General features: G+C 70.8%; 12 protein-coding genes. 8 read left to right on the top strand and 4 right to left on the bottom strand.

Annotated features, from left to right (window positions below):
• Positions 1-72 precede the first annotated feature (72 nt).
• The 4 genes from J5X07_RS11850 (at position 73) to J5X07_RS11835 (ending at position 5,537) form a co-directional block, all read left to right on the top strand.
• Positions 73-729: a DJ-1/PfpI family protein gene (locus J5X07_RS11850; RefSeq protein ID WP_208479936.1), complete on the top strand. Its 657-nt coding sequence runs from the start codon at positions 73-75 to the stop codon at positions 727-729.
• A gap of 22 nt (positions 730-751) precedes the next feature.
• Complete coding sequence (locus tag J5X07_RS11845; RefSeq protein WP_341769470.1) at positions 752-1,261, top strand: MarR family winged helix-turn-helix transcriptional regulator; 510 nt, start codon at positions 752-754, stop codon at positions 1,259-1,261.
• 140 nt (positions 1,262-1,401) lie between these two features.
• Complete coding sequence (locus tag J5X07_RS11840) at positions 1,402-2,514, top strand: family 16 glycosylhydrolase (protein ID WP_243896810.1); 1,113 nt, start codon at positions 1,402-1,404, stop codon at positions 2,512-2,514.
• Between the two features lie 515 nt (positions 2,515-3,029).
• Entirely contained in the window at positions 3,030-5,537 is a 2,508-nt protein-coding gene (locus J5X07_RS11835; protein WP_208479934.1) for an ATP-dependent Clp protease ATP-binding subunit, read from the top strand.
• Between the two features lie 120 nt (positions 5,538-5,657).
• On the opposite strand, the gene J5X07_RS11830 is transcribed toward J5X07_RS11835, so the two are convergent.
• On the bottom strand, positions 5,658-6,374 hold the full coding sequence (locus tag J5X07_RS11830; protein WP_208479933.1) for a DNA alkylation repair protein: 717 nt from the start codon (positions 6,372-6,374) through the stop codon (positions 5,658-5,660).
• A gap of 378 nt (positions 6,375-6,752) precedes the next feature.
• Here J5X07_RS11830 and J5X07_RS11825 point away from each other — a divergent pair, with 378 nt between their 5' ends.
• From J5X07_RS11825 to J5X07_RS11810, 4 genes are all read left to right on the top strand, one after another.
• Positions 6,753-7,451: a hypothetical protein gene (locus tag J5X07_RS11825; protein ID WP_208479932.1), complete on the top strand. Its 699-nt coding sequence runs from the start codon at positions 6,753-6,755 to the stop codon at positions 7,449-7,451.
• A 50-nt stretch (positions 7,452-7,501) separates the two neighbouring features.
• A complete protein-coding gene (locus J5X07_RS11820; RefSeq protein WP_208479931.1) occupies positions 7,502-7,759 on the top strand; it encodes a transcriptional regulator in 258 nt (85 codons plus the stop codon).
• Between the two features lie 105 nt (positions 7,760-7,864).
• Positions 7,865-9,028, top strand: coding sequence for an ImmA/IrrE family metallo-endopeptidase (locus tag J5X07_RS11815; RefSeq protein WP_208479930.1), 1,164 nt, complete (start codon positions 7,865-7,867; stop codon positions 9,026-9,028).
• On the top strand, positions 9,025-9,783 hold the full coding sequence (locus J5X07_RS11810; protein WP_208479929.1) for a DUF4411 family protein: 759 nt from the start codon (positions 9,025-9,027) through the stop codon (positions 9,781-9,783). Before J5X07_RS11815 ends, J5X07_RS11810 begins: the two co-directional genes overlap by 4 nt.
• A gap of 77 nt (positions 9,784-9,860) precedes the next feature.
• Here the strand turns inward: J5X07_RS11810 and prmC are convergent, their stop codons facing one another.
• The 3 genes from prmC to rpmE all read right to left on the bottom strand — a co-directional run bounded on the left by prmC (position 9,861) and on the right by rpmE (position 12,276).
• Positions 9,861-10,769: a peptide chain release factor N(5)-glutamine methyltransferase gene (gene prmC, locus J5X07_RS11805; RefSeq protein ID WP_208479949.1), complete on the bottom strand. Its 909-nt coding sequence runs from the start codon at positions 10,767-10,769 to the stop codon at positions 9,861-9,863.
• 35 nt (positions 10,770-10,804) lie between these two features.
• Entirely contained in the window at positions 10,805-11,890 is a 1,086-nt protein-coding gene (gene prfA, locus J5X07_RS11800) for a peptide chain release factor 1 (RefSeq protein ID WP_124933005.1), read from the bottom strand.
• A gap of 173 nt (positions 11,891-12,063) precedes the next feature.
• The gene (gene rpmE / locus J5X07_RS11795; protein WP_003782958.1) at positions 12,064-12,276 is read right to left on the bottom strand and encodes a 50S ribosomal protein L31; all 213 of its coding nucleotides are present in this window, start codon (positions 12,274-12,276) and stop codon (positions 12,064-12,066) included.
• Positions 12,277-12,552: the final 276 nt, after the last annotated feature.

Raw genomic sequence — 12,552 nt, 5'->3', positions numbered from 1 at the left:
CCACTGATTACCGCGCAGGGGCAGACGCGCCCGGCCCGGGTCCAGTGCGGGATGCATTCACAGGAGGACACCATGCGGACGATCGCGCTCTACGCCACCAACACCATGGCGGACTGGGAGTACGCCTACCTCACCACCCAGATCACGGTGCTCGAGCGCCTGCGGCCCGGGCGCTTCGAGCTCCTCCTGGTCGGCGACGGCACGGGGCCGGTCACCTCCCTGGGCGGCCTGCCCCTCACCCCGGCCTCCGACCTCGACGCCCTGGCGCCGCTGGCGCGGGAGGGCCGGCTCGCCGCCCTGGTCATCCCCGGCGGAGACACCTATACGTCCGCCGCATCCGCGGAACGCGGACCGCACGGGCGGCTGGTGGAGGCTGTGCGGGCCGTGGTGGATCATGGCGTGCCGGTAGCCGCGATCTGCGGTGCCACCTACCTGCTGGCGCACGCCGGCCTGCTGGATACGCGGGCCCACACCTCCAATGCCGCCTCCTTCCTCGAGGCCAGCGACTACAGGGGCGCCGAGCACTACGTGGATGCCCCCGTGGTCACCGACCAGGGCATCACCACCGCCGCGGGGACCGATCCGATCCCCTTCACCGCCGAGATCATGCGCCTGACCGGACTGGCGCCCGCGCCGGTGGCCGACGCCTGGGAGAGGCTCTACCTGACCGGCCGGGCCCAGCACTACACCGAGCTCCTGGAGGCGGTCGATGCCTGGCAGAACTCCTGAAGGCCAGGCCCTAACCTCCCTCGTGCTGCCCATCTTCGAGCTCCACGGCGAGATCCTGGCAGCCGCCGCCATGATCACCGCCCCGCACGAGCTCACCCCCGCCCGATGGCAGGTGCTAGGCGCCGTGCTGGAGGAGCCGCTGCCCGTGGCCGAGATCGCGCGCCGCATCGGCCTGGGCCTGAGGCGCCAGAGCGTCCAGCGGGTGGCCAACGATGTCGTCGCCCAGGGGTGGGCGAGCTGGCAGCCCAACCCCGCCCGTCGCGGGCAGAGGCTGCTGACACTGACCGAGCGCGGCCGCACGGCGGTGAGCGCCCTGGCCGCCGAGCAGCACGCCTGGGCCGACGCCGTCGGCGCCCGGATCGGTCAGGCGGACCTGGCGCTCCTGGGCGGCCTCATCGCCCGGCTCACGCAGGCCTGCCGCGAGAACCGGGATCGCACAGGAGGGGATGGGAGCGAGCGCCCCGCCGAGCGCGCCCCCAATGATGCGTGGAGCCGATCAGCGCAAGACGGGCCCATCCGATCAGCGGGGTGATCAGCTCGTGGGCCTGGCCGCACGGGCAGCACTACCCGTCCACCCCGGCCCCGCACGGACATGAGCCCGCCCGAACCGGCCCGCGCTCCCCGTGCAGTGGTTAGGGTACCCGTGCAGCGATCAGGAGGAGAGGACTGTTGATGACGCGCTACGGCATACGGAGAATCGCCGCCCTGACGGCGGCGGGGATGGCATCGGCCTGCCTGGCCGGCTGCTGGCCGGCCCCCGGGGACACGGGAGCCGGCGGACCGGCGAGCACGGCCACGGCCGAGCAGCCCGGCGCCCCGGGGCACCCCCAGGAGCCGCCGGCCGATGAGGGCGGGGGCACGGCGCCCGCGCCCTCCCTGGAGGCCCCCGCGCCCGGGGCGGCATCCGGCCCACCGGCATCGGCCGCCCCCTCGGCGCCGGCGGGGTCCTTGGCACCCAGGGCACCCAGCACCTCCCCAGCGCCGTCGTCCCCCTCGGCTCCGGGCGATCAGTCGGCGTCGGGCGCGCCCGGGGCGCCGCAGGAGCCCAGCACCAGCCCCGCACCTGACTCCGGCGCGGGCCATGACCAGTCCCAGGCGCAGATCGAGGGCTGGAGCATCGACTTCTTCGACGGCTTCGACACCCCGCTGGAGCAGACGAAGTGGGAGCGCTACGGCTGGGGCGACCCGCCGGTGGGTCACGGCGCCATGGGCGTGATGTCCCAGCGCAACTCCTTCACCCGCAACGGCAGCCTGGTCATCCGCACCCAGTACGAGAACGGGCAGTGGAGCGCCGGGGGCGCGGGCTCGAAGTTCGTCCACACCGCCTCCTACGGCCGGTGGGAGGTCCGCGCGAGGTTCCCGCAGGCCAAGGGGATCGGCTACGCCTTCCTCCTGTGGCCCGCCGACGAGGGCTGGCCCCCGGAGATCGACTTCGCCGAGGGGCGCGTCAACGGCCCCCAGGTCATGGGCGTCTACCACTGGGATCCGGACAACAAGCAGGAGCACCGCTTCATGGACCACCACGACATGAGCGGCTGGCACACCTACGGGGTGATCGTGGAGCCCGATCTCATCACCTTCACCCTCGACGGCCAGCCCTGGGGCACCATCGAGCACCCCAGCGTGACGGACAAGCAGATGTTCATCGGCTTCCAGACCGGCGCCATGGATCCCAATGGCTGGCAGAGCAGCACCGAGACCGTCGACGGCGGTGTGCCCGGGCCCCTGACACCCGCGGTCTCCGACATCGAGATCAACTACGTCGCCCACTACACGAGGAACTGACCGCAGCAGCACAGCGCCGCTGCACTCTCGTCCGCCGGGGCCGCCCCACCTGCTGGGGCGGCCCCGCTCCCGTCTCCGCCCCGCTCCTCCCCTTGCACATCCTCACGGCCACCATCCACCGGATCATGCGAGAAAACGGTGGTCGCAGCCCGTCACAGCAGCCCAAGATGTGCAGACCGCTGCCTCCTGCACATCTTCACCGCGCCCCGGCCGCCGCCCCCGACGGGATCATGCGGAAAGGTCCCAGTCCACCCTGCCCGGGGCCCCTGAAGATGTGCATTCGCCCAGAGGCGAAGCCCTCGTGGCACGCCGAGCCACCATTACTATGGGATGGCCGTCACATTTTGAATCGTCCTGGCACTGGTACCGCCCACGCCTCAGCACTGTCGGCGGCTGTCGGCACTGCCGCCAGGGGCCCGAGGCCGCCCTCGCCGGCAGTCGGGCATGCCGCCGAGCGCCATCGGCATGCCGCCCGCACACCATCAGCATGAGCACCACCAGAGGAAGGCACCACTATGAGCGAGTGGCCCATCGGCCCCGGATCACCCTTCGACGACATCTTCGAGCGCTTCTTCGGCACCTCCGGCCCCAGCCGCCAGCCGGTGCAGCGGGTGGACGTCTCCCGCCTGCTGACCGAGGCCTCCAAGGCACTGCTGTCCGAGGCGGCCGGTGAGGCCGCCGAGCGCGGCAACCCGGAGGTCACCCCCGAGCACGTCCTGCTGGCCGCCGCCGAGTCCCCCGAGGGGCGCAGGATCCTCACCGAGGCCGGGCTGGCGCCCCAGACGGTGGCGCAGACCGTCAACGGCTGGCTCGACGGGCTGCCCACCCCCGACGACGGCGCGCCCCGCCTGGGCCCGCGCCTGCGTCTGGCCATCCAGGTCGCCCAGCAGCACGCCGCCCGCACCGGCGCGGACTACATCGGCCCCGAGTCCCTCCTCATCGGCATCGCCTCGAACCCGGAGAGCCCGGCGGCGCGCCTGCTGACCCATCAGCCGATCGAGCCGGGCAGGGGGGACCGCGCGGCCGGCGCCGGCAGGTCGGGCAGGGGCCGGCCGGGGGGCCAGGGCGGGGGCCAGACGCCGACCCTCGATGAGTACGGCACCGACCTGACCGCGCAGGCCCGGGCCGGCGAGCTCGACCCCGTGGTCGGGCGGGCCCAGGAGATCGAGGAGACCGTGGAGATCCTGGCGCGGCGCCGCAAGAACAACCCCGTGCTCATCGGCGACCCGGGCGTGGGCAAGACGGCCATCGTCGAGGGCATCGCCCAGCGGGTCGTCAACGGCGACGTGGCCTCCTCCCTGGCCGGGGCCCGCGTCATCGCTCTGGACATGGGCGCCGTCGTCGCCGGGGCTAAGTACCGGGGGGAGTTCGAGGAGCGGCTCAAGAGGATCCTCGATGAGGTCGAGGCCAGCGAGGAGCGCATCATCCTGTTCATCGACGAGTTGCACACGGTGGTGGGGGCCGGGACCGGGGGCGAGGGCTCCATGGATGCCGGCAACCTGCTCAAGCCGGCCCTGGCCCGGGGCAAGCTCCACGCCATCGGCGCCACCACGATCGATGAGTACCGCAAGTACATCGAGAAGGACGCGGCCCTGGAGAGGCGCTTCCAGCCGGTGCTCATCAGCGAGCCGAGCGTGGAGGACACCATCGAGATCCTCCACGGGCTGCGCGACGCCTACGAGGCCCACCACGGGGTCACCTACACCGATGAGGCCCTGACCGCCGCGGCCGAGCTGTCGGACCGCTACATCACCGACCGGTTCATGCCGGACAAGGCCATCGACCTGCTGGACCAGGCCGGGGCCCGGGCGCGGCTGAAGGCCCGCACGCCCGACGCCGACACCAGGGCCCTGGAGGAGCGGATCGCCGCCCTGAGCCGGGAGATCGACGAGGCGGTGGCGGCCGAGGACTTCGCCAAGGCCGGTGAGCTCAAGGACCGGCGCGAGCAGGCCCAGTCCGAGCTCGACGGCGGAGCCCGGGAGGACACCCCCGTGGTCGACACCCAGGATGTGGCCGAGGTGGTCTCGCGGCGCACCGGCATCCCGGTGGCCGACCTGACCGCGGAGGAGAGGACCCGTCTGCTGGGGCTCGAGGACGTCCTGCACCACCGCGTCATCGGGCAGGGCGAGGCGGTCGCGGCCGTGGCCGCGGCGGTGCGCCGCGGGCGGGCGGGACTGTCCGACCCGGGCCGCCCGCTGGGCTCCTTCCTGTTCCTGGGACCCACCGGGGTGGGCAAGACCGAGCTGGCCAAGGCCCTGGCCGAGGCGGTCTTCGGCGATGAGGGGCGGATGATCCGCCTGGACATGTCGGAGTTCCAGGAGAAGCACACGGTCTCGCGGCTGGTGGGCGCCCCTCCCGGGTACATCGGCTACGACGAGGGCGGCCAGCTCACCGATCGGGTGCGCCGCCAGCCCTACTCGGTCATCCTGCTCGATGAGGTGGAGAAGGCCCACCCCGATGTCTTCAACACCCTGCTGCAGCTGCTCGATGACGGGCGCCTGACCGACGCCCAGGGGCGCACCGTGGACTTCACCCACACGATCGTCATCATGACCTCGAACCTCGGCGCCCAGCTCATCCTGGACCATGAGGGCGACCTGGCCGAGATCGAGCCGCGGATCATGGAGATCGTGCACAGCCACTTCCGGCCCGAGTTCCTCAACCGGATCGATGAGACGGTGATCTTCCACCGCCTCACCCAGGCCGAGCTGCGCCAGATCATCGACCTCATCCTGGCTCGCACCCAGCGGCTCCTGGCCGCCCAGGACGTCTCCCTGGAGGTCAGCGATGCGGCGAAGGACCTGCTGGTCCAGGAGGGCTTCGACCCCCGGCTCGGTGCGCGCCCGCTGCGGCGCACCGTGCAGCGCGAGCTCGACAACCGACTGTCGGGCCTGCTGCTGGACGGCGCCGCCCAGCCCGGGGACACCGTGATGGTCGATGCCAAGGACGGGGACCTGGACCTGTCGGTGGCGCGCGGGCAGGAGCCCGGCGAGAGCGGCGAGGCGGCCTCCGGCGAGGACTGATTCACTCCGGCCGCTGCGGGCTCACCCGCTTCCTGCCCGGTGACCCGTTGCCCGCCTGCTGATTCCGCACCTTCTGGGCGGTCAGGATGCGGGCCACCCAGCGAAAAGAGGCGCGGCCGCTCACAGGTGCTTGAGGGCCTCTCGGCGGCTCAGCGGGGACAGGCGCGGGTGGGCCTCGACGAAGGCGCGCACCCACTCGCCGTCGGTGCGGGCGTAGTCGCGCAGCGCCCAGCCGATCGCCTTGCGGATGAAGAACTCGTCGTCGTCCTGGTTGGCCTCGATGACGTCGCGCAGGAGGTCCAGGTCGGTGTGCTCCTTGTGCTGGAGCTGGCAGATGATGGCACTGCGGCGCACCCACAGGTCCGAGTCAAGCGCCCAGGCCCGCATCCGGGCGGCCGCGGCGGGGTGGGCCAGGACCACCAGGCCGACGGCGTGCGAGGCCTCGTCCACCAGGTCCCACCACCGGCCGGTGCGCAGCAGGTGCTCGTACAGGGCGAGGGAGTCGATGCGATCGGCGTGCGGGGCCGAGCGCCTGGAGCGGATGATGGCGAGCACCGCGAAGCGCTCCTCCCGGCGCTCGGCACCATCCCACACCCGCCGCAGGACGGCCCGCCAGTCGGCGGCCTCCTGCCAGAGGGAGGGGTGCGAGGCGGCGGCGGCCCGGGCGATGCGGCGGGTGGCCGGGACGCCGACGCCGTGCATCTCCATCTCGGACTTGAGGTAGGCCCGCTGCTGGGCGGCGCGCGCCGGATCGCCGGCTGCGGCCAGGGCCTCGCGCAGGTCACGGATGAGGACGTCCGTCTCCTCGACGAGCCGGGTATCCGCCAGGGGACTCATGCCGTCACGATAGCCGGTGCCGCATCATCGATGCAGGACGACCGCAGCCCCGCTGCACATCTTCAAGAATCGACCGAATGGTTGATCCGCATGATTCCGCGGTTCATCCAACCCGAGCCCCGCCAATGGGCACTGAAGATGTGCAGCAGCCCCCTCGTTGCACATCTTCAGCCCGACCGAGCCTGGCAGACCGGCGAGATCATGCGGAAGAACCGGAACGGACCGGTGAGGCCGGGACCTGAAGATGTGCAACGGCGGCCCACCGGACCGCAGGTGCCAACACGCAAGTACTTGCCGATACGGAAAGTATTTGCTAAGATCTCAGGCATGGGGCGAGAACGCTCCGTCATCAGCCGCACCAACCCGTAGGAGCACACCATGAGCACCAACAGGGCCCCAGGCCGGTCACCCCTCCTCCAGGGGCCGGCGGGGCGCATCCTTCTCGCGCTGGGCATCGCCGCGCTCGCCGTCCTCACCGTCATCAGTGTCGTGAGGAGGAGCCCGGAGTTGGCCGCGATGGGCGTGTTCGTGGTCGCGAATGCCGTGGCGGTCCTCACCGCCGCCTCCGCCAGCCGTGCCCGCCAGATGGAGGAGACGGTCGGTGAGGCGCAGGAGGAGGACCCCTTCTTGCCACCCACGCTCTCAGCCCAGCAGCTCGACGCCGCTCAGGCCCAGGCTCTCCTCATGCGGGCCGAGCGCCTGGGCGCCTCCACGCGCTCGCGCGCGATCGTGGTCCCGAGCCTCTTCCTGCTGGCCCTGGGATGCCTGTGCTCGATGTCCCTCGTCGCCCTGCACCTGGCCTCCCTCACCGACGAGCGCCTCATATGGCTGCCACTGGCGGTCTCCATGCTCTGGATGGTTGTCCTCCTCATCGCCTTCGGGGTCTTCCAGCGGTCGACCAGGGCCGGCTTCGCCGCACGATGGATCCAGGTGATGACGACCTGGGGCGTCCTGTGGCTGCTCATCATCCTTGGCATGACGATGCTGTGGAGGGGCGAGCTCTGGTTCACCCTCGCCGGCATCGGGGCGATCACCCTGGTGACGACGTGGGGCGCTTGGCGGGAGGCGCGGCAGTGAGCACCGGGCGATACGATCAGCACCCGCGCCACCGGCTCAATGACGCACTCATGCACCCTGTGCGCTTCTCCCTGGCGGCTGCTCTGGCCTCGGCCGAGGAGATCGACTTCCCCACCCTGCGCGACACCCTGCAGGTCTCGGACTCGGTGCTCAGCCGTCAGGCCTCCCAGCTCGAGGGCTTGGGCCTGGTGCGCATCAAGAAGGGCTACGTCGGCAAGCGCCCCCGCACCTGGATGTCCTTGACCAAGGAGGGCCGCACCCAGTGGCAGGCGCACCTGGAGGCCCTGCGCGCCATCGCCGACGGCTGATGTCCGAACGGGGGTGGGCCTTGGGCTTCCGATCCCCCTGCTACGCTGAATGCAAGGCAGTGGAGCACCCGCGCTGCGCATGCACGGGCATGAAGGAGGGCAGCCATGACCGTCAGGGTCGATGTTGAGCCTGACCTCCTGCAGTGGGCAGCCCGACGAGCCGGCTGGGAGTCGCGCGATATCCCATCAGGCTTTCGGGACAAGCTCCCCCGATGGCTCGAGGGCACGAGGAGGCCCACCCTCAAGCAGCTCGAGGCTTTCGCGAAGGCCACTCACGTCGGCCTGGGCACCCTGTTCCTACCCGAGCCGCCCGTCGAGGAGATCCCCATCCCGGATATGCGAACGCTCGGCGATCAGGCACTCCGAGAGCCCTCCGCCAATCTACTCGACACAATCCACACCTGCCAGCTCCGCCAGGACTGGTACCGGGACTACGTGGCAGCGAGCCGTGGACCGGGGCCCGCATTCATCGGCTCGTTGACAACGGAAACACCCATCACTGATGCGGCACGCAGGATCAGCGAGTCTCTGCAGATCAGCACCCTGCGTGCCCGAGGCTTCAAGAATGCCAGCAGTGCTCGCAGAGCGCTGGTTGAGAGGCTGGAGGAGGTGGGGGTCCTGGTGATGGTCAGCGGCATTGTCGGCAATAATAGATACCGACCGCTCGACGTGCGGGAGTTCCGCGGCTTCACCCTCACCGACGACCTCGCCCCGCTCATCTTCATCAATGGCGCCGACGCGAAGACCGCACAGGTCTTCACCCTGGTTCACGAGCTCTCTCACCTGTGGCTTGGGGGCTCCGCCCTATCCGATGCGACCCCGTTCGCCGAGCACGCACCTGCGGCCGAGCGGTGGTGCAACCGAGTTGCCGCGGAGGTCCTCGTCCCCCAGTCCGCACGTGATGGCGCACTTGAGCTCTTGGAGGATTCCCATGCCCTGCGGAGGCACGCGGAGTCCTACGGAATCAGCTCCCAGGTGCTTCTCTGCTGCCTTCGCGACCACAGTCTTCTCACTCCCGATCGGTTCCAGGCACTGCTGGAGCACGAGCGGGAGCGCAGCGAGCAGCTCCTCGAGGAGCACCGCAGCACTGGCTCGTCGGGTGGAGATTTCTACGCAACGCAGCGGTACCGGCTCGGGCTCCCCTTCATCCAGGCAGTCGTCTCCAGTGCGCATGAAGGCCAGACCCTCTACCGAGACGCCTACCGACTACTAGGAACTCAGAGCCACCAGACCTTCGCCCGTTTGGGAGGGACGGCAGTCGCAGCATGACCTGCCTCCTCGACGCCAACGTCTTCATCCCGGCCAAGAACTCATACTATGCCTTCGATGTGGCGCCGGGGTTCTGGGATTGGCTCGAGCACGTCGAGGCCTCGGGGAAGGCGTGCAGCATTGATGCAGTTCATCGGGAACTGCTCGCCGGCCAGGACGAGATCTCAGATTGGGCAAGGAGCCACAAGGGATTCTTCGTCTCCCCTGATCAGCGGACGATCTCCTGGTTCCAGCCTCTCATCCAATGGGCTCATCAACAGCATTTCACGCCTGCCGCCTTGAATGCGTTCACAGCATCCAACGCCGACTTCCTCCTGGTCGCACATGCCGCGGCCTACGGATTGACCGTCGTCACTCACGAGGTTGCAGACTCGGGAAGTCGAAAGCGGGTCAAGATCCCCGATGCCTGCAATGCGATGGGTGTCTCCTGGTGCGACACGTTCGTGATGATGCGCTCCTGCGACGCCCACTCGCCCTCGCTCCTTAGTGAGGAGGCCCTACTGGCCCGTTGTCAGTCAACAATGGCCTTCCATGTGGAGCACGTTGACGACAGCCTCGTCGACATGCTCATCGACGACTACGGGGGAACCGTTAGCACTGATCACACCGGCCAGGAGCTCGTGACCTTCCTCGGCATGGGCCCCAGCCCTGACTCAGCGGCGCAGGCGATGATCACCGCGCTGCAGTCCCACAGGCTGTGCATCATCCGCCTGTCCCCGACCTGGTCACCCGCCCCGAGATCGCGGCCCGCCTAGGGGTCGCGCGCCCAGGCGAACCCCAACCGTTCGCAGGGCATCACCAATGCCTGGCTCGCGCTCGTCCCGAGCCCCCCTCAGCGCACCGCCCGCAGGTAGCGGTCGCGGCCGGCGAGGTCCTGACCGGTGGCGACGCTTCTGAAGCCCGCCTCCAGCGCCGCCCCCCGCAGCGCGGCGCCCTGCCCCGGGTCGTGCTCCATGACCAGGGTGCCGCCCTGCCGCAGCAGCACCGCCGCGCGCCCCACCACAGCCCGGGGCACCGCCAGGCCATCGACTCCCCCGCCGTAGAGCGCCAGATCGGGATCGTGCTGCTCGGTCTCCGCATCCTCAACCGCGCCCGCCGGCACGTAGGGCGGATTCGACACGACGACGTCCACCGCCCCGTCGAGGCCGGTGAGGCTCCCCTCAGCAGTCGCGTCGCCGCGCACCACCTCCACCCTTCCCGGGGCCAGGCGCTCGCAGTTCTCCCGCGCCAGGCCCGCAGCCGCATCGTCGATCTCGACGGCGACCACCCGCGCCGCGGGCACCTCCACGGCCACCGCCGCGGCGATCGCACCCGAGCCGGCGCACAGGTCCACCACCGCAGGCCGCTGCGAGGGCGGAGCCGCCTTAAGCGCCGCCTCGATCGCGGCGCCGGCCACCACCTCGGTCTCGGGCCGCACGATGAACACGCCCGGGCGGCACACCAGCTCCAGGCCCCGGAACCACATGCGCCCCGTGAGGTGCTGCAGCGGCACGCGCGAGGACCGCTGCTCCACAAGCCCGAGGAACCGCGCGACGTCGTCGGCCCCCACGCCGTCGATCATGACAAGAGGCCTCCCCACGACGAACTCGGCCAGCGCCCGGGCGTCGCTCTCAGGCGAGCTCAGACCCTCCTGCCCCAGAGCCCGGGAGGCGTCACGGACCAGGCGGCGGAAGGCGTAGCGGTCAAGCGGCTGGGTGGGAGCCCCCCGAGAACGTGAAGGGGCCTGCGACCGGTCGAGCAGCGGGCTCCCGGCCCGGACGCCGCCCCGGCTCCCTGTCACCCCTGGTCCCCGACGGCCGCCAGGCGCTCGGCCTCATCCATGGCGATGGCCGAGGCGATGACGGGCCCCAGGTCGCCATCGAGGACCGCATCGAGGTTGTAGGCCTTGAATCCGGTCCGGTGGTCGGCGATCCGGTTCTCGGGGAAGTTGTAGGTGCGGATGCGCTCGGAGCGGTCCACGGTGCGCACCTGGCTGCGGCGCGCCTCGGCGGCCTCGGCGGCGGCGGCGGCCGCCCGCTCGGCCAGGAGCCGGGCGCGCAGGACGCGCATGGCCGCCTCCTTGTTCTGCAGCTGGGACTTCTCGTTCTGCATGGAGACCACGATGCCGGTGGGCAGGTGGGTGAGGCGCACGGCCGAATCGGTGGTGTTGACGCTCTGCCCACCGGGCCCCGAGGAGCGGAAGACATCGACGCGCAGATCGGCCGGGTCGATCTCCAGCTCACCGGGATCATCAGCCTCGGGCATGACCAGCACCCCGGCGGCCGAGGTGTGGATGCGCCCCTGGCTCTCGGTGACGGGCACGCGCTGGACGCGGTGCACGCCCCCCTCGTACTTCAGGTGCGCCCACACCCCCTCCTGGGGCTCCACGGGGGTGCGGGACTTGATGGCCAGGCGCACGTCCTTGTACCCGCCCAGGTCGGAGTCGGTGGCGTCCAGGACCTCCACCGCCCAGCCCTGGCGCTCGGCGTAGCGGGTGTACATGCGGGCCAGGTCGGAGGCGAACAGGGCGGACTCCTCCCCGCCCTCCCCCGCCTTGACCTCGATGATGACATCGCGGGCGTCGTCGGGGTCACGGGGCACGAGCACCTCGCGCAGGCGCTCGGCGGCCTCGGCCTCGGCCTGGCGCAGTGCGGGGAGCTCCTCGGCGAAGTCCGCGTCCTCCTCGGCCAGCTCGACGGCGTCGGCCAGGTCGGCGCTGGCGGCCCGCCAGGCGCGGTGGGCGGCCACCACCCGCCCGAGCTCGGCGTAGCGGCGCCCCAGTCGGCGCATGGCCGCCGGGTCGGAGGCCGCGGGGCCGGACATCTCGGCCTCGATGGCCGCGTACTCCTCCAGGAGCGGGGCGGCTGCTTGGAAGTCGCTCACGGCTCACCTTTCCTCAATGCTGCGCTGGTTGTCGGTGGTCGGCCACTGGGCTGGCGTGCCCGGGGCCGCCATCTGCGGGGCCGCGGGGCCTGTGGGGCCGGTGCGGGCCGCATATGCACGACGACGCCGACGGCGGCTCGCGTGGAGCCGTCCGTCGGCGTCGTGGGGCAGGGCTACTTGCTGCGCTTGCCGTAGCGGGCCTCGAAGCGGGCCACGCGGCCACCGGTGTCGAGGATCTTCTGCTTGCCGGTGTAGAAGGGGTGGCAGGCCGAGCACACGTCGACGCGGATCTCACCGGAGGTGACGGTCGAGCGGGTCTCGAAGGTGTTGCCGCAAGTGCAGGTGACCGTGGTGGCCACGTAGTCGGGGTGGATACCCTGCTTCATCGGTGTCTCCTTAAGCGATCAGAGGGTCCGGGTCCCATGCGGGGGCACAGGTGAACCGGAGGCCGATCGGTGATTCTTCCATGTGGGTTCACGAGGCACAATGCTCGCGCCCGTGAACCCGCGCACCCTGGCGGATCGGAGGCCGGGCCCGGGTGCTCCAGGTACGGTGGGCATGGGCCGCCGCCACCATGCGAGTGCGGGGTGCAGGATGCGAGTGCGGGGTACTCGCATACTGCAACCCCCACACGCAAAAAGCATACCGTACCCGCCCCGGCC

The organism is Actinomyces bowdenii, assembly GCF_017592395.1.
Classification (GTDB): Bacteria; Actinomycetota; Actinomycetes; order Actinomycetales; family Actinomycetaceae; genus Actinomyces; species Actinomyces bowdenii.
The sequence above is the reverse complement of the archived record's forward strand: the minus strand, read 5'-3'. Positions and strand labels throughout refer to the sequence as shown.